This is a genomic window from Barnesiella sp. B2-R-119 (genome assembly GCF_023656675.1).
GTDB lineage: Bacteria > Bacteroidota > Bacteroidia > Bacteroidales > Barnesiellaceae > Barnesiella > Barnesiella intestinihominis.
The window spans coordinates 45,729-70,765 of the sequence record NZ_JAMOKL010000007.1 but is presented as its reverse complement, the minus strand read 5'-3'; the positions used below and the strand labels follow the sequence as shown (position 1 = coordinate 70,765).

The following is a 25,037-nucleotide window of genomic DNA, read 5'->3' as shown; positions in this document are numbered from 1 at the left end:
ATTTTATAAGGTATGGAAACAGTAAATAGAATACTTCAAGAGAAGATTACAGCACGAATCGCGCCCAATAAAGCAGTACTGATTTTTGGTGCTCGCCGTGTTGGTAAAACGGTAATGATGCGTAAAATTGTGGACAACTATTCAGGTAGGACGATGATGCTCAACGGCGAAGACTACGACACATTAGCACTATTGGAGAATCGCTCAATAGCCAATTATCGGCATTTATTGGATGGTATTGATTTGCTGGCTATTGATGAGGCACAGAACATACCACAAATCGGTAGTATTCTGAAGTTGATAGTTGATGAAATACCGGGAATAAGTGTCTTGGCAAGTGGTTCTTCGTCATTCGATTTGCTGAATAAGACTGGTGAACCGTTGGTCGGCCGCAGTACGCAATTTCTCCTTACACCATTCTCGCAACGGGAAATCGCACAGACGGAAACGGCACTTGAAACCCGCCAGAACCTCGAAGCGCGCTTGATTTACGGTTCCTATCCCGAAGTAGTAATGATGGAGAACTATGAACGTAAAACAGACTACCTACGTGATATTGTCGGTGCATACCTGCTTAAAGATATCTTAGCAATTGACGGCTTAAAAAATTCGAGCAAGATGCGCGATCTACTGCGATTGATAGCTTTTCAGTTGGGCAGCGAAGTTTCTTACGAAGAGTTAGGTAAACAACTCGGCATGAGCAAGACGACCGTTGAAAAATACCTCGACCTATTGGAAAAGGTCTTCGTTATCTATCGTCTGGGGGCTTATTCGCGTAACCTACGCAAGGAGGTTACAAAAGCTGGCAAGTGGTACTTCTACGACAACGGCATTCGCAATGCCATTATCGGGGCTTTCTCACCGCTGGCCATTCGGCAGGATGTCGGTGCGCTGTGGGAGAACTACATCATCGGAGAGCGGCGCAAAGCGAACTTCAATGAGGGACTGCACAGGGAGTTCTATTTCTGGCGCACCTACGACAAACAGGAAATCGACCTGATTGAGGAGAGTGCCGACAGTCTTACCGCCTTGGAGTTCAAGTGGGGAAATAAAATGCCGGCCGCACCGAAAGCCTTCCAAGAAGCCTATCCCTATGCCGAGTTTCATGTGGTAAATCGGGAGAATTATTTGGAGTTCGTATAATCAATAAATTACGTATATGGAAACAAAACTACAATCCAAACAGCAATATCCGCGGTTTATCCAAAATAAACCGTGTGGTATTGACAAATTCGATGGAGGTTCGCAAGAAAGGTTGGCAAAAACTATTGCTCGCCATTTTTGTCAGAATGATTCATTGGATGAGGAATGTACTTTACCTCGAATTATCGGCATCGAAGGTATTTGGGGATCTGGAAAATCCAACGTGGTTAAAATGTTGGAACGTGAATTATCAGACGACTATTACTTTTTTGAGTATGACGCATGGGGACATCAAGAGGACTTGCAACGCCGCTCTATATTGGAATTGCTTACAAGCAAACTTATTGATGATGGTATCCTATCTGGAAATGCAACAATAAAAGTCAAAGGTGGAGGTACGAAAACCGTATCATGGTCTGAAAAGCTGAAATATTTATTAGCCCGTAAAACGGAGACCGTAACCGAAAAATATCCCCTTATCAGTAATGGTATGGTTGCGGCATTTTTGGTTGCAGTTTTAACTCCGATATTTACATTTATTGCGTATGCAGTAAAACCTACACCCACAACATGGTGGTTTTCTTTATTGTCTATTATCATAGCTGCACTGCCAGTTCTTATTGCATTGTGCGTTTGGAAATGGGCATATAGCAAAGATCATAAATATGGATGGAGTTATATGTTAGCTATTTATCAAGATAAAGTCGAAAAGGACGTTTGCTATGAGACTTTGAGCGAAGACGAACCAACGGTTTACGAGTTCAAAACATGGATGCAAGACATTTCTGATTTTATCAAGGAAAAAGGACAACGTAAATTAGTCCTTGTTTTTGACAACATGGATCGTCTCCCCGCTGAAAAAGTAAAAGAATTATGGTCTTCTATCCATACGTTCTTCGCCGATAGCGGTTTTGAAAATGTTTGGGCTGTTATTCCTTTCGATGAAACACATTTAGCTTGTGCATTCGGAGATGAGACCGACGAACAAACGAAACAACTGACCAAGTATTTTATCAATAAAACTTTCCCTATTGTTTATCGTGTTGCTCCTCCTGTTATTACCGACTATCGAAGTATATTCAACAAACTGTTTGTTGAAGCATTTGGAGAAACAGAAAATGAAGCGAAAGAAACTATAAATCGGATATTCAGATTGGTAAATCCTAATGCCAATGTTAGGGAAATTATATCATATATCAATGAGATGGTCGCTCTTAAACAAGAGTGGTGTAACGAAATTTTGATGATAAACATAGCATTGTTCTGTTTGAAGAAGACGGATATTCTGGCAAATCCAGTAGAACAAATATTGTCCGGCGACTATCTGAATGGCATTCAAACAATAATTAACAATGATCTGCAAACACAACGCGAAATTGCAGCTTTGGTATATGGTGTCGATGTTGAAGATGCTCGACAAATTCCATTGAAAAAATATATTGAAGGCTGCATCAACGGAGAAGAAGACCACGACATAAATCAATATGCAGAGACTAATAAACAATTTGACACTGTATTAGAAGAAGTTATACAATGTATGGACAATGCGCTTATCGATAAGATTATACATTGTTTGCATAAATTAACTCGAAAGAGCGATGTTATTCTGCGTGTATGGCAAAGAATAGCACAATTGAAATTAAAAGAATCCATAGAGAAGCAGGTGTTCCCTGTCGAATACCAAGAACTGCTGTTGCATTTAGACACGGAAAGCCAAAACCATGTGATTGCTCAATTATATAAGAAGATAGTTCGGTTCAATGACTTCAATGGCGGCGACTATTTCAAAACGTTAGATGCAATAGACAGGTTTATTGCGCAAAATAAGTTGGCGTGCGATTTTACGTCATTGATTGAAGCAAAAACAGTCAAGCCAAATACATTTATCGATTATATTCAAGCTGCAAATGCAACAGATGCTGCCTATCGGGATAACGCGACAACTAAAGCATATAAATATTATCAAGTAGCAACAAATTCGGAGGCGCTCGATAATTATTTGGCAAACTTACTACCCGATAATTTCGACCATGCAGATATTGTAAAAACGTTAAAAGATAATTCTACCTATACGTTTCCAACGCTTTTGCAAGCGATCACGAATTGCATTGATGAACAGAATGTAAATAAAGATAATATAGGGGCTATATTTACAACCTATCGTTTATTGGCATCTGACGAAGAAAGACCTTTACCTGTAACGTTAGATTCAACCTACATAAATCAGTTGCATTCTGAATTAGAAACTGATGGCCGAAACATTAAAGAGTCTGGATATTACGATTTAGTCGCCATGCAATTGGCACATGGTCATTCCGTTTCCTTAATAGAGGGTGGAGATATAAAATATGTTGCAGAACTCATGGACTATTATGTGGATCATGGAGACTTATTAGTAAATAGTGTGGGATGGAATATACCGCTATTAAATGAAACACTACAATACATGGTAAATCATAAACTTGGCTATAAATTATTGCTCTCAGACATATTGCCCCAATTTGAAGATATTAAGAACAGAATAGGTGTAACGGATGAGGTATTTATCGAGCATTTAGCAGAGTGGAATACCGATTTGGATAAGTATATCACTAAGAACAATATTAAAGATGTAATTCCTGACGCATCTTTTTACGATTTGACCACTAAAATAAGCAATGTCCTGACCGATCATATCAATAAAATAGCGTTCGAAGCGTTGTCTGAAATAAGTGTTGATACATTATACGCCCAAAGAACAGCACATACATCATATTATTGGTTTGTCGCAATAAAACATTTACTGGCTAAAATCAAATCCTTGCCAGATAACTTGACTGAATTTGGCAAAAAGATTCTGATGGATATTGCTTCTGGAACTCAAAGTTTGAATCCTTTCCCTAATTGTTTCAAGAATATAGTTGAAAGATTGGATAAACGAAAAATTAAATCGACAGTTACCGATATAAGAAATGATTTCTGCATCGGTAAAAAGACTATCAATGCAATAAAGTTTCAATTTTTCGAAACATGGCTTAGATCGCATGGTAATTTGAAAAGTCAAGCTGGAGACGTTATTGATAAAATAGTGAAACCTGTAATTTCCGATGGGGCATGCCGTTCATTGATTCTGCAAAACAAAGATTTTTATATGGATTTAATAAATACAGCAGGGGATGATGCTTATGAATTGAAAAAGAGTCTCCGAAACCTCATACAAAAAGATTCAGATCCGCAATTGGTTAAATTTGTCAATTCGATAGATTCAGTACCTGAGGTTGAAACCGCGTAAGTATTTGTCTAACAAGTCCGAATTTTACGATTTTACCCGTCAGAACTGAAGTGCCCCCCAAAAAAATTGTATCCAACTTTTGGGGGTCACTTCAAACTTCGATAGGGATAATTTTCAATTTTGGGGACTTGTTAGACAGTCTCATTATCTGGTAGCAGTTTACACAGCACCGGATCGTTTTTGATACGCTCCAGTTCCTCCTGCACAATCTGCTTCACCTCTTCCTTGATGCGCCGGTAGTTCGCCTGCACCGTTTCCTTCATGCGGTCGTTGCCGTCCTCGTCCGTGAAGTTTGTAATGACGGGAATTTTCTTGTAGGCACTTTCTTCCCGTTTCACCTTTTCGGCATCCACCACAATCTCGCAATGAAAAATCTTCTGCTCGATACGCTCGTTGAAGTTGTCGGATACAGAACCGACAAACATTCCCTGCGTAAGCCCGGAAATCTTACTCGGTGGAATGAGCGCGTCCATCTGCGTGTTGATGGAGGTGGAAACATCCTGCCGGTTGATGGAGATGGACTGCCGTTTCTGCAACACCTTACCGAACCGCTCGGAGAGCGTCTTGGCTGTTTCCCCCACCACCTGACCGGAGAAAATATTGCCGACAGTGTTCATCACCACTTTCGCCTCTTTGTCCCCGTAGTCACGCACTAACTGGCTGAAATCCTGAAAGCCCAGACACACGGCAACCTTGTTGCTTCGGGCGGTAGCTATAAGATTGTCCAACCCTTTGAAGTATATTGTGGGCAACTCGTCGATGATGACCGATGACTTCAGCATCCCCTTCTTGTTGATGAGCTTCACGATACGGGAATTATACAGACCGAGTGCCGCACCGTAGATATTCTGACGGTCGGGATTGTTACCCACGCAGAGGATTTTCGGCTCTTCGGGATTGTTGATGTCCAGCGTAAACTCGCTGTCTGACATCACCCAGTAGAGCTGCGGTGAAATCATCCTCGAAAGCGGGATTTTTGCCGACGCTATCTGACCCATGAGCTGCTCCGCAGCCCCTCCAAGCCACGCATCCATGAACGGCGAAAGGTAGTTCTCCAGCTCCGGATAAGAGGTCAGTATCGGAAATATATCCTCGTAACGGCGGTTCAGAAACTCGATAGCATGGGGAAACGTGCAAAACTTCCCGTTCTGATAGATTTTGAGATACCAGATAATACTGGCAAACAGAATGATAGGTGACTCCACGAAGAAGTCGCCCTGCTTTTGCACCCACGTTTTATTGAGGTTGAGCATTATTGTGTAGGCACTCTCATAGGCATCCGTAATATCTTCCATAAAATCCGGGTGAATGGGATTGCACCGATGAGAGCGTCGCGGGTCGTCGAAGTTGATCACATAGAACTTCGGCTTTACCTTGTAGCCGTCCGGGTGGTTCAGCAAATGGTTGTAGGCAATAGTAGATAGGTCGGGATACTTGAAATCGTAGATGTATTGACTAAAGCCCTTTTCAATCTGTTGCTTGATAAAATTGTTTACCACGGCATAGGACTTGCCGCTGCCCGGCGTACCCAACACGATGGACGCACGGAAGGGATTAACTACATTGATCCAACCGTTGTTCCAGCGTTTCCTGTAATAGAAACGTGTCGGCAGATTGACCGAATACTCGCTTTCGATAAGCCTCGTTTCCTGCATGAAACTCTCGTTCTCGTTGTTGAAAACATCCTCCATCAAATTGTGTTTCAACAGGCGGCTCATCCACAGACCACCCATCAACAGGCAGACATAGCCCGTTCCAATGGTAAGGACATACAGTCCCGTCACCGCTTCAAGCGGCAGCGGCAGGGGCAGCAACCACCAGTTCAGGAAAAACAGCACGAACCCGACGGCAAATGCTGTCCAGATTCTCCCCCAAGTGATTTTCTCACCCTTGACACCCTTCGTACCCAGACAGGACAAGGCAAGCAAAAGGACGGAAAACAGCTTCGTGTAGAGAATGGAATGGAACAGCCCCGCCGTGCGGTCGAAGTTCAGAAGGATTTTGTCCACCACGCCGATGTTCACGCCCCACAGCCGGATGGCTTCGTAGCAGAACCAGTACACGTTCATGACCACTAAAATGATACTCACGGCACGCAGAAAATCCATGATTTTCGCCAATGCCCTCAAATCGTCTTCTTGTTGTGACATACATTGATTTTTTAATTGTTGATACTCTGATTACATACCCAAGCCCTTGCGTTTTTTCTTCTTTTTGCGCTTCATCGCCCGGATGAAAGCCTCTTCCTCGGCATCTACCGCCGGACCTTCGGGAGTGAGCAAGCCCATACCGCCCGATATATCTTCACTGTCGTAGGCGGTCTGCCCGTGTGCCTTGTCCGCAGCATCCACAGGGATGGATAGCGGTATCGGCGGTTGTCCGGCGTATGGCAGGGTGAAGTGTTCCTGCAAGGCATTCGCCGAAAGCTCCTTACCCATGCGCGAACCGTTCAGCACGCATCCCGTGCGGTGGTCGATGAAGGTAGCCCCATAGATGCGCCCTTCCTCTGTGTAGCGCAGTACGGTGTCGATGCCCTTCTCTTTGAGTTGGGATACAAATTTGTCCTTGTCATAAGTGCCTTGCAGCACGGAAAGGACGGTGCGTTTCGTCATGTCTGCCAGTTTCCTATCCTTGATTTCCGATTTGGAACGGACAAACTTCTTCTGTACGGCTTCATAGCCTGCGGACTTCCCGAAAAGCGAGGATTTGAACGGGTTGCCCACCTTGTTACCCTTGTCGTCCGTGACGGAATAGACCAGCCCGTGATACTCCCGTCCGCGCACGTTGCCCCTCGCTTCCTCCACCGTCATATTATATAAGGAAAGGAGCGCACGGTATTCGCCCATCGTCTGGAAACGGTACTGCCCATTCAGAGCCTTCACGGTGTTGCCTACCTGCTTCTTCACATCACCTGCCGATGCGGCCACCTTGCGCAACGGATTATCCAATCTCTGATTTTTACGTTCTGCCGGATGCAATCCGTACTTCTGTTCCAGTTCCCTGCGGATACGGTCGCTGCGGCGGTAGAGAAAATCCCGGTTGAGCCTTTTCCCGTTCTCGTCCACGTTGACCGTCACGATGTGCAGGTGGTGGCGGTCGATGTCCTCGTGCTTGAATACAAGATAAGGCTGGTTTCCGAAACCGAGTTTTTCCAGATACTCGCGGGCGATATTCTGCAACTCAATATCGGTCAGCACATCCTCCGGGTGCGGGTTGAGAGAGATATGCACCACCGGCTTCTCGATCTTCATCTGCGGTGGCAGGAAGGTGAGAAAACCCTCCATCGCCTTGCCTATGTCCACCGTTCCCGAACCGTCATTGTAGATGCGGTTGGTGGTGAGAAGCCGCCCCTGCGCCTCGTTAATCTTCTCCCCGTTGTAGGCAATCGCGCCGTACAACGAACTTCCTACACTGATTTTTGCGACCATTTTGCCTCCATTTCCCTTGAAAGTTCCACAATCCGGCGGCTCAGTTTCACGAGTTCGACGGTGTGTTGCTCTAATTTGTAGAGCAACGCCATCGCCTTTTTCTCTGAAAAATGCAGCCTCAGTTCCTTCACGACTTGGTTGTAATTCGTACCCACGGCACGGAATTGTGCATGAAAATCCGACAGTTTGGTGTAATAGTCCACCAACGTCTTGTCCACCTTCAGCACCTTGAACGGTTGCCCGAAGAAGTGCGCTTTGAGGAAAACAGACCGTGCATAGACACCCGATTTTCCGAACATGGCGAGGAAACGGTTGTGTTCCTCCTCGTTGAAACGGACGGTGTACCGGTACACCGCCGGATCAAGTTTGGGATTTCTCCCTGATTTGCTTTTCCTTTTCTCTTTCATATTACTTTGGATTTAGCGGATTGACGGCATAAGCCGCCGCTTCGGATTACAGCACCGCAGTTCTGAAAGGCTTCCCGACTTCGGAGGGAAAGCCCGCCCCCTGCAAGGGCAAGTGCTTTTCGTGGCTGCTCAAAATATTTTGAGCGGCTGAAAAGACATCTTGCTATGTTCAGGTGAACATAAAAATCCGTCAGGGGACGGATTGGGAAAATACCTTTCAGGACTCCGGGCCGCGCGTCATCGGCGAACCCTGCTGTCCGGGTGCAAAGTTACGCCCTTAAAGCGGTATCGGACAGATGCTTGACCCGGTCAATGACTGCCAACCGGCGCAACGTGCCGCCACTTGCCGGAGAAGTGATACAGGTTCCAAAATATACTTGTTTATTTGCAGCATGATTCAAGAAACGAACGATTTGAAGATATGATAAACGGAACATTCAAATACCCGGAAATCCGCTTCTTCGGATACTTGCCGAAACGGATACCCGAACCGTCGGAAACCCGGTTCTCCGACAATTCGGTGACGTATGGATTCAATGACTTCATGACGCAATGTCGTCAATCACCATTTGTCCGACGCACCGCTTCACCACAGAACCGGATACGCGACGACCCGCCTGCGTGTGTAGTCACGGAAGCGGATGGTGCGACAGCCAAATCCGTATGGAAACAGAAAAACAAATCATCAACAATTAAAATAAATGGAACTATGAGTAAGGAAATCTTCGTTGCATTCGCAACACAGAAAGGTGGCATCGGCAAATCCACTGTCACGGCACTTGCCGCCAGCTACCTGCACAACGTGAAAGGCTACAATGTCGCCGTCGTGGACTGCGACGACCCGCAGCACAGCATCCACGGGCTGCGCGAACACGAAATGGGGCTTATCGACAGCAGCACCTACTTCAAGGCTCTCGCTTGCGACCATTTCCGCCGGATCAAAAAGAACGCCTACACCATCGTCAAAAGCAATGCGGTGAACGCCCTCGACGATGCCGAGAGGATGATTGCCACTGAGGACGTGAAACCCGACGTGGTGTTCTTCGACATGCCCGGCACACTCCGAAGCAACGGCGTGATAAAGACGCTCTCGCAGATGGACTACATTTTCACTCCGCTGAGTGCCGACCGCTTTGTCGTGGAGAGTACCCTGAAATTCGTCACGATGTTCCGCGACAGGCTGATGACTACCGGACAGGCGAAAACAAAGGGGCTGCATCTGTTCTGGACGATGGTGGACGGCAGGGAGAGGAACGACTTGTACGGCATCTACGAGGAAGTGATAGCCGAAATGGGCTTTCCGGTACTTTCCACCCGCTTGCCCGACAGCAAGAAGTTCCGCCGTGACCTTTCGGAAGAGCGCAAGAGCGTTTTCCGCTCCACCATCTTCCCGATGGACACGGCACTGCTGAAAGGGAGTGGCATCCGGGAGTTTTCCGAAGAGATAAGCGACATCATCAGACCGCAGTGAGCATGGGCAGCAGGAAAGTGAACACGGAAGGCATCGACGAGGAACTGCTGTTAGCCTCCATCGGGCGGCGCACACAGGACGGGACACTGCGCCCCGCACAGGAAGTACCCGCAGCTGCACCGACCGAAGAGGACACCGCCGCACCGGAACCATCTCCTGTGCAACCCGTAACACGGGAAAAAGCGCAGAGGGAAAGTGGACGCCGGAAAAGGCAGGACGAGGACTACAACGAGCTATTCCTGCGCCGCAACGAGATAAAGACCCGCCAATGTGTCTATATCAGCCGTGACGTCCACGGCAAGATCCTCAGAATCGTGAACGACATCGCCGGAGGGGAAATCTCAGTAGGCGGATATGTGGATACCGTGCTGCGCCAGCATCTGGAACAGCACAAGGAGAGAATCAACGAACTGTACAAGAAACAACGTGAAGATCTGATTTGAAAATGGAAAAAGAAATGACACCGAATGAAAAAAGACCACAGCAAGACTGCGGAGGTATGTTTACCCAAGTGCAGGCGAGTGTGGAAATACTGTCGCCTGTCCCGGTAAGCGGCAAATGCAGTGAGAAGGACTATGAACGCCTGTTCATCCGCGACCCGGAAGTAAAGGCACGTGAGGGGAAGATGGCGTATGTGCGCCCGGAGTACCACGAGCGTATCATGCGTATCACCCGTGTAATCGGGCATGACCGGCTTACGCTGTCCGCTTACATCGACCATGTGCTGACGCACCACTTCAACCAGTGCGAAGATGCGATAAAGAGCCTTTATGCCCGAAATTACAATTCAGTATTCTAACCAAAAACGGAAGGATATGAATTACACAATCAGCATGACAGACATTCTGCTGGCGGTATCGGTCGGCTGCAACCTCTGGTTCCTGTTCCTGCTCCTTTACGAGCGCATCATGGACACGCGGATTGTCCGCTTCTTCAAGGGCATTGTCGGATTATGGCGGTCACTGGACGGGAATGAGGCTAAACGCATAGCGGCACACGAGGAAGTCCCTGCGGAAAAGGCGGACATCATCGGCAAGAGCCGTTTCAGGATGGCATCCACCCGGACAACCGCTGCCATACCGACGCAAGAAGCCGCCACTATTGAAAAAGGCATTGAGCTGTCGGAGGAAGAGGCTACTTTTGACGACGGAAAAACGGGAAACGCATCCCGCCCGGCACAAGTCCCGGAGGAAAAACTCGATGAGACCTTCACGAGCATACCGCCGGAGGAACTGGGATACGGGGACGACGAACCGGAAGAGGACGCCTCGGACACGCCACGGGCTTCGGGCAGCAGCTTTGACGAGATTGACGACGCCTGCAAGACCGCCAAAAACCCGGACGCGACACAGGCGGAACGTGAAAAGGCGGCTAAGGTGTTCACCGACATGGAGGGCACGGAGTTGTACGAGAAAATGATGGAAGGCTCTTCGGAGATAGGCATCCGCATCAAGGGGCTTATCGAGATTCGGCTGAAGAAATCTGAAAAGGAGTTCGTCGTGCCGGACAACATCGAGGAGTTCGACATTCGCAACTATGTATGACAACAATAAAAGAAATGAACATGAAAGAATGACATCAACCCACGCGGCGAGGAAACGCAAGGCGCATCCCCATCCGCAACGGACACGCCCACGTCCGTGGAAACAAACGGGCATCCACTAAAACCAAAGTAAAGAAACAAAGTATCAACCGCCCGACAAAGGACCATCCACCCTTTTGACGGCAAAAAACAAGAACAGTTTATGAACAAGAACATCTTGAAAAACAGAAAAGCAATCCTCTCCGCGGCACTTGTCATCGCCGCAACCGCCTCCGCTTTCGCGCAGGGAAACGGCATCGCGGGCATCAACGAAGCCACCTCTATGGTGAGTTCTTATTTCGACCCCGGAACTAAACTGATATACGCCATCGGTGCAGTCGTCGGGCTTATCGGGGGCGTAAAAGTGTACGGCAAGTTTGTGCGACGTGAAGTTGCGTAAGTGATTGTGTAACATCAAGATTACACCTCCAGTTCCGTCTGGAGTAGCCTACGGACACGTGCATTGGGAGTAATCCTTTTGTACGGAGCTGTCCCGACAAGGTAGCCTTTCCAAAAGGAGAAGATTGAACCGTGAGGGGAAATCAACGGCTGATAACACCATTCAGCACGAGGAGCTTGGCTTAGCGGTATGGTCAACGAAAGTGAACTGTCCGATAAACATCGTAAGGTATAACGAGCCAAAGGCTGTTGACAGGCTCGGACCAAAAGGTAAGCAGTCGGCTGTCCTCTTGAACTTTGGGGGCACACGGACATTAGCACTGCCGGTGGAATAGACAGGACCTAACCCGCTTATTTATCACTTATGTAAAACACGGTAAGCCCGTATCTCTCCAGTTCATCAGAGCTGGTAAGCAAGCCGCAAGGCAAGCCTACATGGGGTGTGGGTATAGGATAGCGGAAAAAGCGAATGCCTCCCTGTAATGGGGAGGATACGGATTGAGCCAATATCACGGGTTGGTAAAGGTAACATCATCCGACACGAAAGTGGGCAGACTTCCGCCTATGGTGACACTTTACAAGATAGTTTACAGAACTTTTAAAGAAAGGAAAGCAAATGAACGCAAAGAAATTGGCGTGTGCGCCCGAAGACATAGACATTCACGAACTCTGGTCGAAAATCGACTGGGACAAATGTGAGCGTTTTGTCCAAAAGCTGCAAGCACGTATTGTAAAGGCTCAAAGGGAAGGCAGAAATAACAAGGTGAAAGCCCTGCAATGGATGCTTACCCACTCGTTCTACGCCAAAGCATTGGCGGTAAAACGAGTTACGACTAACAAAGGAAAATCTACTTCCGGCGTTGACAAGATTACATGGTCTTCTCCATTGGCGAAAGCCAAAGCCATATTCACTCTGAAAAGACATGGCTACAAGCCACAACCTTTAAAACGTGTAAATATCAAAAAGAAGAACGGGAAATTACGCCCACTCGGAATACCAACGATGAAAGACCGTGCGATGCAGGCATTGTACCTAATGGCACTTGACCCGATAGCGGAAACCACTGGCGACAGCCATTCCTACGGATTCCGCAGACATCGCTGTACACATGATGCCATCGAGCAATGCTACATCGTTCTTTCTCGTTCGGTCGCTCCCGAATGGATTCTTGAGGGGGACATCAAAGGATGCTTCGACCATATCAGCCATGCGTGGTTAATCAACAATATCCCTATGGATAAGGAGATACTACGCAAATGGCTCGAATGCGGATATGTGTTCAATGGAGAACTCTTTCCTACGGAAGAGGGAACCCCACAAGGTGGCATAATATCCCCAACTCTTGCAAACATGGCACTTGACGGACTGCAAGATTTGTTGGAAAAGAGTGTCAAGAAATATCAGGTGAACTACAAAAAGATAGTTCCTAAGATACATCTTGTACGATATGCAGATGATTTCATTGTAACGGCAAAGGATAAGGAAACGATAGAACAGGTTATACTTCCATTAGTACGTAAGTTCCTTGCGGAAAGAGGTCTGACACTATCAGAAGAAAAGACAAAAATCACACATATAAATGAGGGATTTGACTTTCTCGGTTTCAATATCCGAAAGTTCCGCAATAATACGCTGCTGACAACTCCATCCAAAGATGCGCAAAAGAGGTTTTGCGAAAAAATCCGCAAGACGATAGAAGCCAACAAGTGTGTAAAACAGAAGTCACTTATTATGATGCTGAATCCAATCATAAAAGGTTGGGGTAATTATTATAAATATGGTACTTCTGCGAATGTATTCCACCGAATGGATTGGGAAATCTTCAAGAAAATATGGCAATGGGCAAGACGCAGACATCCGCAGAAATGTAAAGGATGGGTAAAGGATAAGTATTTCAGAACACTAAATGGGCACTCGTGGAGATTTGCGGCAGATATGGGCAAGAAAGATAAGATTGATTATCTCGAACTGACCTATCTACCAACCATCCACCATGAGAAATTCGTCAAGGTTCGGCATTATGCCAATCCGTATGACCCATCAGATAAATCGTACTACGAATGGAGAGAAACCTACCGAATGAAGCAAACGCTGAAAGGCAGGCAATCTCTAATAAACATTTGGAAACGACAGAATAAAGTATGTCCTGTATGTGGAGAGCGTATTGACAGGGAAAGACCTTGGAGTATCACTGAACAAATAGTCAGTGGACGAAAGGTAAGAACTCTTGTACATACCAGTTGTAAACGTAAAATGCAAAGTAGATTATGAATATGAAAGTCGAAAATGAGATGGCTCTACCGATAACAAAGTCGGTAACGGTCATGTTGCTTGAGCCGTATGCGGGGAAACTCGCACGTACGGTTCTTAGAGGGGAAAGCTCCCGTAAGGGGGCTGACCTACTCGACTCATCGGGCGACCCCGACACCAGCAAGACAGCCGCCTCGTGGTTCGGCGCGTGCATCTTCCTGATTGTTGCCGCCACCATCCTGCGCTCATTCTTCCTTTAATAAATAATGTATGGCTGAATACCCAATCAACAAGGGTATCGGCCGTCCGGTAGAGTTCAAGGGCTTGAAGGCACAGTACCTCTTCATCTTCTGCGGAGGTCTGCTGGCTCTCTTCGTCCTGTTCGTCATCCTCTACATGGTCGGTATCGACCAGTGGATATGTATCGGCTTCGGCGCGGCATCGTCCTCCCTCCTTGTATGGCAGACCTTCGCGCTGAACGCCCGGTACGGTGAACACGGGCTGATGAAATTAGGAGCGGCACGGAGCCATCCCCGATACCTTATCAACCGGCGGCGGATAACCCGTCTGTTCAAACGACAACGAAAGGAAGAAAGACAATGAGGAATACATCGAAAATGACAACACTGGAAAACAGGTTCCCACTTTTAGCGGTGGAGCATGGCTGCATCATCTCAAAGGACGCCGACATCACGGTGGCTTTCGAGGTGGAACTACCGGAACTTTACACCGTGACGGGTGCGGAGTACGAGGCGATACACAGTTGCTGGTGCAAGGCTATCAAGGTGCTGCCGGACTACTCCGTCGTCCACAAACAGGACTGGTTCATCAAGGAACGCTACAAACCGGAGCTTCAGAAGGACGACATGAGCTTTTTAAGCCGCTCTTTCGAGCGTCACTTCAACGAGCGTCCGTACCTGAAACACACCTGCTACCTCTACCTGACCAAGACAACAAAGGAGCGTAACCGGATGCAGAGCAATTTCAGCACGCTGTGCCGGGGACATATCATCCCGAAGGAGCTGGACAGGGAAACCACGACCAAGTTCTTGGAAGCCTGCGAACAGTTCGAGCGCATCATGAACGACAGCGGGCTTGTCAGGCTGCGCCGCCTCTCCACCGATGAGATTGTGGGTACTGAGGGAAAGACGGGACTTATTGAACGCTACTTCTCGCTCATGCCGGAAGGTGACACCACCTTGCAGGACATCGAGCTTTCGGCAAGGGAGATGCGCATCGGCGACAACCGCCTGTGTCTGCACACCCTCTCCGACGCGGAAGACCTGCCGGGCAAGGTGGCTACCGACACCCGTTACGAGAAGCTCTCCACCGACCGGAGTGACTGCCGACTGTCATTCGCCTCCCCGGTGGGGCTTCTGCTCTCCTGCAACCATATCTACAACCAGTATGTGCTGATAGACAACAGTGAGGAAACCTTGCAGAAGTTCGAGAAGTCCGCCCGTAACATGCAGTCGCTATCTCGCTATTCAAGGAGCAACAGCATCAACCGCGAGTGGATAGACCAATACCTGAACGAAGCCCATTCCTACGGACTGACCTCGGTACGGGCACACTTCAACGTCATGGCGTGGAGCGACGATGCGGAGGAACTGAAGCATATCAAGAACGACGTGGGCAGCCAGTTGGCAAGCATGGAATGCGTGCCGCGCCACAACACCATCGACTGCCCGACACTCTACTGGGCGGCGATACCCGGCAATGCGGCGGACTTCCCGGCGGAAGAGAGTTTCCACACCTTCATCGAACAGGCGGTGTGCCTGTTCACAGAGGAAACCAACTACCGCAGCTCGCTCTCGCCCTTCGGCATCAAGATGGTGGACAGGCTCACGGGAAAACCGCTGCACCTTGACATCTCCGACCTGCCCATGAAGCGAGGTATCACGACCAACCGCAACAAGTTCGTGCTGGGTCCTTCGGGCAGCGGCAAGTCTTTCTTCATGAACCACCTCGTGCGCCAATATTATGAGCAAGGCGCACATGTGGTATTGGTGGACACGGGAAACTCCTATCAGGGCTTGTGCGGCATGATCCGACGCAAGACAGGCGGAGCGGACGGTGTGTATTTCACCTACACGGAAGATAAGCCCATCAGCTTCAACCCGTTCTACACCGACGATTACATCTTCGACGTGGAGAAGAAGGACAGCATCAAGACCCTGTTGCTGACGCTCTGGAAGTCGGAGGACGACAAGGTGACAAAGACGGAGAGCGGCGAGCTGGGCAGTGCCGTGAGTGCCTATATTGAGCGCATCCAATCCGACCGTAGCATCGTGCCGTCGTTCAACACCTTCTACGAGTATATGCGTGACGACTACCGCAAGGAACTGGCACAGCGTGACATCAAGGTGGAGAAGTCCGACTTCAACATCGACAACATGCTCACCACCATGCGGCAGTATTACCGGGGCGGGCGTTACGATTTCCTGCTCAACTCCACGGAGAACATCGACCTGCTCGGCAAGCGGTTCATCGTCTTCGAGATAGATTCGATTAAAGAAAACCGCGAACTGTTCCCCGTCGTGACCATCATCATCATGGAAGCCTTCATCAACAAGATGCGGCGGCTGAAAGGCGTGCGGAAACAGCTTATCGTGGAAGAGGCTTGGAAGGCCCTCTCATCGGCGAACATGGCTGAATATCTGCGCTATATGTATAAGACGGTCAGAAAATATTACGGCGAGGCAATCGTGGTGACGCAGGAGGTGGACGACATTATCAGTTCTCCGGTGGTCAAAGAGAGCATTATCAACAACTCGGATTGTAAAATCCTGCTTGACCAAAGGAAATATATGAACAAGTTCGACCAGATACAGGCGTTGCTCGGACTGACGGAAAAGGAGAAGTCGCAGATACTCTCCATCAACATGGCGAACAACCCTTCACGGCTCTACAAGGAGGTGTGGATAGGCTTGGGCGGCACGCAGTCGGCGGTCTATGCCACGGAGGTCAGCGCGGAAGAGTATCTGGCGTACACCACCGAGGAAACGGAAAAAGTGGAGGTTTACCGTCTGGCGGAGAAGCTGGGCGACGACATCGAAGCCGCCATCCGGCAGCTTGCCGAAAGGCGGAGAAACAAGGAATAACTAAAAAACAGAATGTATCAACCAAAAAAGAAAAACGCGTATGAATTTACCAAAAGTGAAAATGCTGCAAGTCAGCAAGTGCCTTATCGGATTGGCGGTCATGATGCTGCAATCCTGCGACGTGGCCGACAACCGCCGCGACATGCTGTGCGGGAACTGGGAGAGCGTGGAGGGAAAACCTGACGTGCTTATCTACAAGGAGGGCGAAGCCTACAAAGTGACGGTGTTCCGTCGTAGCGGTCTGCGCCGCAAGCTCAAGCCGGAAACCTATCTCTTGCAGGAGGAGAACGGCAACCTGTTCATGAACACCGGCTTCCGCATCGACGTGTCCTACAACGAGGCCACGGATGTGCTGACTTTCTCGCCAAACGGGGACTATGTGCGGGTGAAGCCGCAGCCGGGACATCCGACCGAAGAATAACAACCACTAAAATCCAAAGTAACATGAGAACAAGAATAACAATGATTATCTGCCTGTGCCTGCTTTTCGCGGGCAGGGCAAGCGCACAGTGGGTCGTAAGCGATCCGGGCAATCTAGCGCAGGGCATCATCAATGCCTCCAAAAACATCATCCATACCTCCAAGACCGCCACGAACATGGTGAGCAACTTTCAGGAGACGGTGAAAATCTATCAGCAGGGCAAGAAGTATTACGATGCCCTCAAATCGGTGAACAATCTGGTCAAGGACGCCCGCAAGGTGCAGCAGACCATCCTGATGGTGGGCGACATCACAGACATCTATGTGAACAGTTTCCAACGGATGCTCCGTGACGGGAATTTCAGACCCGAAGAGCTTTCCGCAATCGCTTTCGGCTACACGAAACTGCTGGAGGAAAGCAACGAAGTGTTGACGGAACTCAGGAACGTGGTGAACATCACCACGCTCTCCATGACCGACAAGGAGCGCATGGACGTGGTGGAACGCTGCCACTCGAAGATGAAGCGTTACCGCAACCTCGTGAGCTACTACACGAACAAGAACATCTCCGTGAGTTACCTGCGTGCGAAAAAGAAGAACGACCTCGACCGCATCATGGGGCTGTACGGGAACATGAACGAAAGATACTGGTAGCCTATGAAGTTCGACAACCTTCATCAGATTTTACGTTCACTTTATGAGCAGATGATGCCGCTGTGTGGGGACATGGCTGGTGTGGCGAAAGGCATCGCCGGGCTGGGTGCGCTGTTCTACGTCGCCTACCGGGTATGGCAGTCGCTGGCGAGAGCTGAACCGATAGACGTATTCCCGATGCTCCGTCCTTTTGCCATCGGTCTGTGCATCATGTTCTTCCCGACTGTGGTGCTGGGCACGATAAACAGCATCCTCTCACCCGTCGTACAGGGCACGGCAAAGATGCTGGAGGCGGAAACGCTGGACATGAACCGATACCGGGAGCAGAAGGACAAACTGGAATACGAGGCGATGGTACGCAACCCCGAAACCGCCTACCTCGTGTCCAACGAGGAATTTGACAAGCAACTGGAGGAACTCGGCTGGTCGCCCTCCGACATGGTGACGATGGCGGGAATGTATATCGACCGGGGAATGTACAACATGAAGAAGAGCATCCGCGACTTCTTCCGCGAGATACTCGAACTGCTGTTCCAAGCCGCCGCCCTCGTGATAGACACCGTCCGCACCTTCTTTCTCGTGGTGCTGGCGATTCTCGGTCCGATAGCCTTCGCCCTGTCGGTATGGGACGGTTTCCAAAACACGCTCACGCAGTGGATATGCCGCTATATACAGGTCTATCTGTGGCTACCGGTATCGGACATGTTCAGCACCATACTGGCGAAGATACAGGTTCTGATGCTGCAAAACGACATCGAGCGGATGCAGGCAGACCCGAACTTCTCGCTGGATTCGAGCGACGGGGTGTATATCGTATTCCTCTGCATCGGCATCATCGGCTACTTTACCATTCCCACCGTTGCGGGCTGGATTATCCAAGCCGGAGGCATGGGCGGTTACGGTCGCAACGTGAACCAGATGGCGGGACGAGCCGGAAGCATGGCGGGCAGCGTGGCGGGTGCAGCCGCAGGAAACGCAGTCGGACGTGTCGGCAAATTGCTGAAATAATCAATGTGCAATCATAAATTGGAAAATATAAATGGAATTCAAATCACTTAGAAACATCGAATCGTCGTTCAGGCAGATACGCCTGTTCGGTATCGTCTTCCTCTCGCTGTGCGCCGTGGTGACGGTGTGGAGCGTGTGGAACTCCTACCGTTTCGCAGAGAAGCAACGGGAGAAAATCTATGTGCTGGACAACGGCAAGAGCCTGATGCTCGCCTTGTCTCAGGATTTGTCGCAGAACCGCCCGGCGGAGGCACGGGAACATGTGCGCCGTTTCCACGAGATGTTCTTCACGCTATCACCTGAAAAAAGCGCGATTGAACACAACGTGAAACGTGCCTTGCTGCTGGCGGACAAGAGCGTGTACCACTATTATTCGGACTTCGCGGAGAAGGGGTACTACAACCGCATCATCGCCGGGAACATCAACCAAGTGCTGAAGGTGGACAGCGTGGTGTGCGACTTCAACGCCTATCCCTACCGTGCCGTGACCTACGCCACACAGAAAATCATCCGGCAGAGCAACGTCACCGAGCGCAGCCTCGTGACCACCTGCCGCCTGCTGAACGCATCGCGGTCGGATGACAACCCGAACGGTTTTACCATCGAGGGTTTCACCATCATTGAGAACAAGGATTTACAGACTATCAAACGGTAACAGGACATGAAAAGTATCAGAAAATCAATGTGGGGCATGTATTGGAAACTCCACGACAAACGGAAACGCTTGGCGGCAAGTCTCAAAGGGTATCTGGACGGCTTGCCGCCGGAAACACGCCGCCGCATCGTGCTGGGGATGTTCGCCGCCTTCGCGGTGCTTGCCCTTTACACCTTCGGCAGAGCCGTCTATGACATCGGCAGGAACGACGGCTCACATATGGAAACGGGACACGCCGGACGGGTGGAACTGCCGACCCCGGCGGAAACAGGCAATCACTTAACACCTTATTTATATGGAACAGACAAAGAATGAACCGACGAAAGAGAACAAAGCTGCTCCCGAAACGGGGAAACCGAAAAAGGAGCGCGAACCGCTGACAGAGGCGCAACGGCTGAAACGGCAGAAGATGATCGTGCTGCCCGCTATGGTGTTGGTGTTCATCGGGGCGATGTGGCTGATATTCGCCCCGTCCTCCGGCAAGGAGCAACCGCCGGGAACGGACGGATACAACACCGAGATGCCCGACGCTGACAAGGCGAACCGGCAGATTATCGGCGACAAGCTGAAAGCCTACGAGCATGGGGAGATGGAAGAGCGTCAGGAGAGCCGCAACCGTGCCATCGGGCAGCTGGGCGACATGTTCGACCGCGAGATAGCGGGAACGGAGAACGGAGTGGACTTCGACCTCGCCAATCCGGGCGGCAAGGAAGAAAGGGCAAAGCCAGCCACGCCGCAGACCATCCAGTCCTCCGCAGCCGCCTACCGTGACCTGAACGCCACGCTCGGAAACTTCTACGACCAGCCGAAAAACGACAATGCGGAGATGGACGAATTGTTGGAGCGCATCGCATCGCTGGAGTCGGAACTGGAAAGCGAGAGGGGCAAGGCTTCCTCTATGGACGAGCAGGTGGCTCTTATGGAGAAGTCCTACGAGCTGGCGGCAAAGTACATGGGCGGTCAGAACGGAGGACAGCCATCGGCGGAACAGAGGGCAGAGCCAACTACCGTGCAGAAAGGGAAGAAGAACAAGGCAATGCCTATCAGACAGGTGGAGCATCAAGTAGTTTCTTCACTCTCACAGCCTATGAGTAACGCGGAGTTTGTCGCCGCCTTATCGCAGGAACGCAACCGGGGTTTCAACACGGCTGTCGGCACGGCGGAGGTATTGGACAGGAACACCATACCGGCGTGCGTGCATGGGGCGCAGAGCGTGACGGACGGGCAGACGGTAAGGCTGCGCCTGCTGGAGCCTATGGCGGTGGCAGGCAGGACAATACCCCGGGGTGCGGTGGTGGTCGGCACGGGCAAGATACAGGGTGAGCGGCTCGACATCGAGATTACCTCGCTGGAATACGACGGCACGATTATCCCCGTGGAGCTTGCGGTCTATGACACGGACGGACAGCCCGGCATCTTCATCCCGAACTCGATGGAGATGAACGCCGTCCGGGAGGTCGCCGCCAACATGGGCGGCTCGCTGGGAAGCAGCATCAACATCTCCACCAATGCCGGGGCGCAGCTCGCCTCCGACTTGGGCAAGGGGCTGATACAAGGCACGAGCCAGTACATCGCCAAAAAGATGCGAACCGTCAAGGTGCATCTGAAAGCCGGGTACAGGGTCATGCTTTACCAAGAAAAATATTGAAAACAATAAAAATTACCACTAAAATCCAAAAGTAATGAGAAAAGTAATCATCATGTTTGCCCTCGCTATGGGCATCATAACTGCCAACGCGCAGGAGAATGTAACCGTTGAAACGACCAACGGAAGTGAACAACCGACCTTGACGAAGGAGGTCTATCCGCAGAAGGAGGCGGACGGCGACCTATATCACGGGCTGTCACGCAAGCTGACCTTCGACCGCATGATACCGCCGCACGGTCTGGAAGTGACCTACGACAAGACCGTCCACGTCATTTTTCCGGCGGAGGTGCGCTATGTCGATTTAGGCTCGCCCGACCTGATTGCCGGGAAAGCCGACGGAGCGGAGAACATCATCCGTGTGAAGGCTACCGTAAGGAATTTTCCCAACGAAACGAATATGTCCGTCATCACGGAGGACGGCAGTTTCTACACCTTCAACGTGAAGTACGCCGCCGAACCGCTGTTGCTCAACGTGGAGATGTGCGACTTCATCCATGACGGCAGCACGGTGAACCGCCCGAACAACGCGCAGGAAATCTATCTGAAAGAGCTGGGCAGCGAAAGCCCGATGCTGGTGCGCCTTATCATGAAGTCCATCCACAAACAGAACAAGCGCGAGGTGAAGCATATCGGCTGCAAGCGTTTCGGCATCCAATACCTGTTGAAAGGCATCTACACGCACAACGGCTTGCTTTATTTCCACACGGAGATAAAGAACCAGAGCAACGTGCCTTTCGATGTGGACTACATCACTTGGAAAATCGTGGACAAGAAGGTTGCGAAGCGTACTGCCGTGCAGGAGCAGATTATTCTGCCGCTCCGCGCGCAGAACTACGCCACCCTCGTGCCGGGCAAAAAGAGCGAGCGCACGGTCTTCACGATGGCGAAGTTCACCATCCCCGATGACAAGTGCCTCGTGGTGGAATTGAACGAGAAGAACGGCGGCCGTCACCAGTCCTTCGTGATTGAGAACGAGGATTTGGTACGCGCGGGTACCATCAACGAACTTCAAGTACGCTGACCATGAGAAAGTACATCGCAATAATCATCGCGTCGCTTGCCCTTTTTACAGGGCAGGCGCACGCCCAGCGGTGTCTGCCGAAGATGCAGGGCATCGAGGTGAGGGCGGACATGGCGGACGGCTTCAATCTCGGCGGCAAGGACGGCGGGTACAGCTTCGGGGCGGCTCTCTCCACCTACACGAAGAAGGGGAACAAGTGGGTGTTCGGTGGCGAATACCTGTTGAAGAACAATCCCTACAAGGACACCAAGATACCCGTGGCGCAGTTCACGGCGGAGGGCGGCTATTACTTCAAGATACTGTCGGACGCCCGAAAGATTGTTTTCGTCTATGCCGGGGCTTCGGCTCTCGCCGGATATGAGGCGGTAAATTGGGGGAAGAAGGTGCTGCATGACGGCTCCACGCTGCACGACCGGGACGCCTTCATCTACGGCGGTGCGCTGACGCTCGATGTGGAGTGTTACGTGGCAGACCGTATCGCCCTGCTTGCCAACCTGCGGGAGCGTTGCCTTTGGGGTGGCGACACACGGAAGTTCCACACGCAGTTCGGGGTCGGTATCAAGTTCATCATCAACTGACACGGGCATGGAAAGGACGGAAATAGATGCTGTCAGAAGGATGCCGCTTGCGGATTTTCTCGCACGGCTGGGGCATGAGCCTGTCAGAAGGAGCGGTAACGAGCTGTGGTATCTTGCCCCGTACAGGGGCGAGCGCACATCCTCTTTCCGTGTGAACGTGGCGAAACAGCTCTGGTACGACTTCGGTTTGGGCAAGGGCGGCGACATCTTCACGCTTGCCGGGGAGTTTCTGCAAAGCGATGACTTCATGAAGCAAGCGAAGTTCATAGCGGAAGCCGCCAATATGACGGTTGCCGGATGGGAAAAGCCCGTCTATCTCTCGAAGCCGACCGAATCCGTTTTTGAGGATGTGGAGGTCGCTCCGCTGCTCCGCTCACTGCTGACGGAGTATTTAGAGGAACGGGGCATCCCTTACGCCATCGCATCCCGTCACTGCTGCCGCTTGAACTACGGTGTGCGTGGGAAACGGTATTTTGCCGTTGGCTTTCCGAACATGGCAGGTGGCTATGAAGTCAGAAGCCGATATTTCAAGGGTTGCATACCTCCGAAGTCTGTATCACTGGTAAAGGCGAATGACATCCCGGCTGACGAGTGCCTCGTGTTCGAGGGCTTCATGGACTTTCTCTCTGCCGTGACGCTTGGTGTAACCGGTAACGCTGACTGTCTTGTGCTGAACTCAGTCGCCAACGTGGAGAAGGCGGCGGGATTGCTGGACGGATACGGGCGCATCGGCTGCTTCCTCGACCGTGACGAAGCCGGACGGCGGACGCTTGCCGCACTTACCATGCGATACGGGGAACGTGTCACCGACCGTTCCTCCCTCTATGACGGTTGCAAGGACTTGAACGAGTACCTGCAACTGACAACGAAAAAACAGAAAAACAACCATCTAAAAATCGAAGAACAATGAACATACTGAACAACAGAAACAAGAGAACATCAATATTCAAGGCAGTGGCGTTATGCCTGATAGCCGCCATGTCATTCACCCTCGTGTCATGTGACGATGACATGGACATCCAGCAGTCCTATCCCTTCACGGTGGAGGTCATGCCCGTGCCGAACAAGGTAGTAAAGGGGCAGACAGTGGAAATCCGCTGTGAACTGAAAAAGGAGGGCGACTTTTCGGGTACGCTCTATACCATCCGCTATTTCCAGTTCGAGGGGGAAGGCTCGCTCAAAATGGATAACGGCATCACCTTCCTGCCTAACGACCGCTACCTGCTGGAGAACGAAAAATTCCGCCTGTACTACACGGCGGCGGGTGATGAGGCGCATAATTTCATCGTGGTGGTGGAGGATAACTTTAGCAACTCCTACGAACTGGAATTTGACTTCAACAACAGGAATGTAAAGGACGACGATCTTACCATCGTTCCCATCGGCAACTTCAGCCCCTTGTTGAAATGATGCGTGTATTCATGACAATGCTCTGTTCACTTCTGACGGTCTGTTCTGTGTCCGCGCAGATCAGCCGCCAAGAGGGAACGGACGGGCAGGCGGCAATCTACCGACTGCCGCTTATGGAACGTGCTTTTTTATGCTGCCGCTACTTTGAAGGCTGGCACTCAGAAAAACACTACCCATACGTCGGTTGGGGTCACAAACTTTTGCCAAACGAGAAGTATTCGGCACGAACCATGACAAAACGGGATGCGGATGAACTTTTGCGGAAAGACCTGCGCAAATTTGTCGCCATGTTCCGTAAATTCGGGGTTGATTCGATTTTGCTTGGCACGTTAGCTTACAATGTGGGACCGGCGAAGCTGTTAGGCAGCAAAACAATCCCCAAAAGCACCTTAATCAAGAAGCTGGAAGCTGGTGACAGGAACATCTACCGTGAGTATATAGCCTTCTGCAACTACAAAGGAAAACGCCACGCCATGCTGCTCAAACGGAGAAAGGCGGAGTTTGCGCTGTTGTATATCCCATAAAAGGACTGACAAAACTGGCAAAAGACGTGCCATATTTAACTTGGCACGTCTTTTGCTCTATCA

The 25,037-nt window shown here is 50.2% G+C and carries 25 protein-coding genes and 1 pseudogene; 22 read left to right on the top strand and 4 right to left on the bottom strand.

Annotation, left to right across the window (positions count from 1 at the left end; translation table 11 throughout):
* Positions 1–12: 12 nt before the first annotated feature.
* A complete protein-coding gene (locus NBH06_RS12365) occupies positions 13–1,143 on the top strand; it encodes an ATP-binding protein (RefSeq protein WP_004291480.1) in 1,131 nt (376 codons plus the stop codon).
* A gap of 16 nt (positions 1,144–1,159) precedes the next feature.
* Positions 1,160–4,414 (top strand): P-loop NTPase fold protein, encoded by a 3,255-nt coding sequence (locus NBH06_RS12360; RefSeq protein ID WP_004291481.1) that lies wholly within the window; start codon positions 1,160–1,162, stop codon positions 4,412–4,414.
* Positions 4,415–4,545: 131 nt separating this feature from the next.
* On the opposite strand, the gene mobC is transcribed toward NBH06_RS12360, so the two are convergent.
* From mobC to NBH06_RS13575, 4 genes are all read right to left on the bottom strand, one after another.
* Positions 4,546–6,564, bottom strand: a complete 2,019-nt coding sequence (gene mobC, locus NBH06_RS12355) for a conjugal transfer protein MobC (RefSeq protein WP_004291482.1) — start codon at positions 6,562–6,564, stop codon at positions 4,546–4,548.
* Positions 6,565–6,594: 30 nt separating this feature from the next.
* Positions 6,595–7,842, bottom strand: coding sequence for a conjugal transfer protein MobB (gene mobB / locus NBH06_RS12350; protein ID WP_004291483.1), 1,248 nt, complete (start codon positions 7,840–7,842; stop codon positions 6,595–6,597).
* The gene (gene mobA, locus NBH06_RS12345; protein WP_004291488.1) at positions 7,821–8,249 is read right to left on the bottom strand and encodes a conjugal transfer protein MobA; all 429 of its coding nucleotides are present in this window, start codon (positions 8,247–8,249) and stop codon (positions 7,821–7,823) included. The genes mobB and mobA overlap by 22 nt, the downstream gene beginning before the upstream one ends.
* 269 nt (positions 8,250–8,518) lie before the next feature.
* The gene (locus NBH06_RS13575; RefSeq protein ID WP_004291490.1) at positions 8,519–8,650 is read right to left on the bottom strand and encodes a hypothetical protein; all 132 of its coding nucleotides are present in this window, start codon (positions 8,648–8,650) and stop codon (positions 8,519–8,521) included.
* A gap of 20 nt (positions 8,651–8,670) precedes the next feature.
* On the opposite strand from NBH06_RS13575, the gene NBH06_RS12340 reads away from it, so the two are divergent.
* From NBH06_RS12340 to NBH06_RS12245, 20 genes and pseudogenes are all read left to right on the top strand, one after another.
* Complete coding sequence (locus tag NBH06_RS12340; protein ID WP_004291492.1) at positions 8,671–9,720, top strand: ParA family protein; 1,050 nt, start codon at positions 8,671–8,673, stop codon at positions 9,718–9,720.
* A gap of 2 nt (positions 9,721–9,722) precedes the next feature.
* Positions 9,723–10,163, top strand: coding sequence for a DUF3408 domain-containing protein (locus NBH06_RS12335; protein WP_004291503.1), 441 nt, complete (start codon positions 9,723–9,725; stop codon positions 10,161–10,163).
* Between the two features lie 2 nt (positions 10,164–10,165).
* On the top strand, positions 10,166–10,519 hold the full coding sequence (locus NBH06_RS12330; protein ID WP_004291505.1) for a DUF3408 domain-containing protein: 354 nt from the start codon (positions 10,166–10,168) through the stop codon (positions 10,517–10,519).
* A 16-nt stretch (positions 10,520–10,535) separates the two neighbouring features.
* Positions 10,536–11,264, top strand: a complete 729-nt coding sequence (locus NBH06_RS12325) for a hypothetical protein (RefSeq protein WP_004304280.1) — start codon at positions 10,536–10,538, stop codon at positions 11,262–11,264.
* Positions 11,265–11,465: 201 nt separating this feature from the next.
* A pseudogene (locus NBH06_RS12320) lies at positions 11,466–11,681 on the top strand (DUF4134 family protein); the annotation flags it as partial.
* Positions 11,682–12,317: 636 nt separating this feature from the next.
* Positions 12,318–13,973 (top strand): group II intron reverse transcriptase/maturase, encoded by a 1,656-nt coding sequence (ltrA, locus tag NBH06_RS12315; protein ID WP_004316241.1) that lies wholly within the window; start codon positions 12,318–12,320, stop codon positions 13,971–13,973.
* Complete coding sequence (locus tag NBH06_RS12310; RefSeq protein ID WP_007845737.1) at positions 13,970–14,212, top strand: DUF4134 family protein; 243 nt, start codon at positions 13,970–13,972, stop codon at positions 14,210–14,212. The genes ltrA and NBH06_RS12310 overlap by 4 nt, the downstream gene beginning before the upstream one ends.
* Before the next feature lie 10 nt (positions 14,213–14,222).
* Complete coding sequence (locus tag NBH06_RS12305) at positions 14,223–14,555, top strand: DUF4133 domain-containing protein (protein ID WP_004291514.1); 333 nt, start codon at positions 14,223–14,225, stop codon at positions 14,553–14,555.
* Positions 14,552–17,056 (top strand): TraG family conjugative transposon ATPase, encoded by a 2,505-nt coding sequence (locus NBH06_RS12300; protein ID WP_004291515.1) that lies wholly within the window; start codon positions 14,552–14,554, stop codon positions 17,054–17,056. Before NBH06_RS12305 ends, NBH06_RS12300 begins: the two co-directional genes overlap by 4 nt.
* A 40-nt stretch (positions 17,057–17,096) precedes the next feature.
* Entirely contained in the window at positions 17,097–17,477 is a 381-nt protein-coding gene (locus tag NBH06_RS12295; RefSeq protein WP_004291516.1) for a DUF3876 domain-containing protein, read from the top strand.
* Between the two features lie 23 nt (positions 17,478–17,500).
* Positions 17,501–18,130, top strand: coding sequence for a DUF4141 domain-containing protein (locus NBH06_RS12290; protein ID WP_004304283.1), 630 nt, complete (start codon positions 17,501–17,503; stop codon positions 18,128–18,130).
* A gap of 3 nt (positions 18,131–18,133) precedes the next feature.
* Complete coding sequence (gene traJ, locus NBH06_RS12285; RefSeq protein WP_004291518.1) at positions 18,134–19,138, top strand: conjugative transposon protein TraJ; 1,005 nt, start codon at positions 18,134–18,136, stop codon at positions 19,136–19,138.
* A gap of 31 nt (positions 19,139–19,169) precedes the next feature.
* A complete protein-coding gene (traK, locus tag NBH06_RS12280) occupies positions 19,170–19,793 on the top strand; it encodes a conjugative transposon protein TraK (protein ID WP_004291519.1) in 624 nt (207 codons plus the stop codon).
* Between the two features lie 27 nt (positions 19,794–19,820).
* Entirely contained in the window at positions 19,821–20,108 is a 288-nt protein-coding gene (locus NBH06_RS12275; protein WP_018697145.1) for a TraL conjugative transposon family protein, read from the top strand.
* On the top strand, positions 20,089–21,441 hold the full coding sequence (traM, locus tag NBH06_RS12270) for a conjugative transposon protein TraM (RefSeq protein WP_004291521.1): 1,353 nt from the start codon (positions 20,089–20,091) through the stop codon (positions 21,439–21,441). Before NBH06_RS12275 ends, traM begins: the two co-directional genes overlap by 20 nt.
* 34 nt (positions 21,442–21,475) lie before the next feature.
* Positions 21,476–22,462: a conjugative transposon protein TraN gene (gene traN, locus NBH06_RS12265; RefSeq protein WP_004291522.1), complete on the top strand. Its 987-nt coding sequence runs from the start codon at positions 21,476–21,478 to the stop codon at positions 22,460–22,462.
* Between the two features lie 2 nt (positions 22,463–22,464).
* Positions 22,465–23,040, top strand: coding sequence for a conjugal transfer protein TraO (locus NBH06_RS12260; protein WP_004291523.1), 576 nt, complete (start codon positions 22,465–22,467; stop codon positions 23,038–23,040).
* A 7-nt stretch (positions 23,041–23,047) separates the two neighbouring features.
* Positions 23,048–23,950, top strand: coding sequence for a DUF8464 domain-containing protein (locus tag NBH06_RS12255; RefSeq protein WP_004291524.1), 903 nt, complete (start codon positions 23,048–23,050; stop codon positions 23,948–23,950).
* On the top strand, positions 23,947–24,450 hold the full coding sequence (locus tag NBH06_RS12250) for a DUF3872 domain-containing protein (RefSeq protein ID WP_004291525.1): 504 nt from the start codon (positions 23,947–23,949) through the stop codon (positions 24,448–24,450). The genes NBH06_RS12255 and NBH06_RS12250 overlap by 4 nt, the downstream gene beginning before the upstream one ends.
* Positions 24,447–24,974: a glycoside hydrolase family protein gene (locus NBH06_RS12245; protein WP_004291526.1), complete on the top strand. Its 528-nt coding sequence runs from the start codon at positions 24,447–24,449 to the stop codon at positions 24,972–24,974. The genes NBH06_RS12250 and NBH06_RS12245 overlap by 4 nt, the downstream gene beginning before the upstream one ends.
* Positions 24,975–25,037 lie beyond the last annotated feature (63 nt).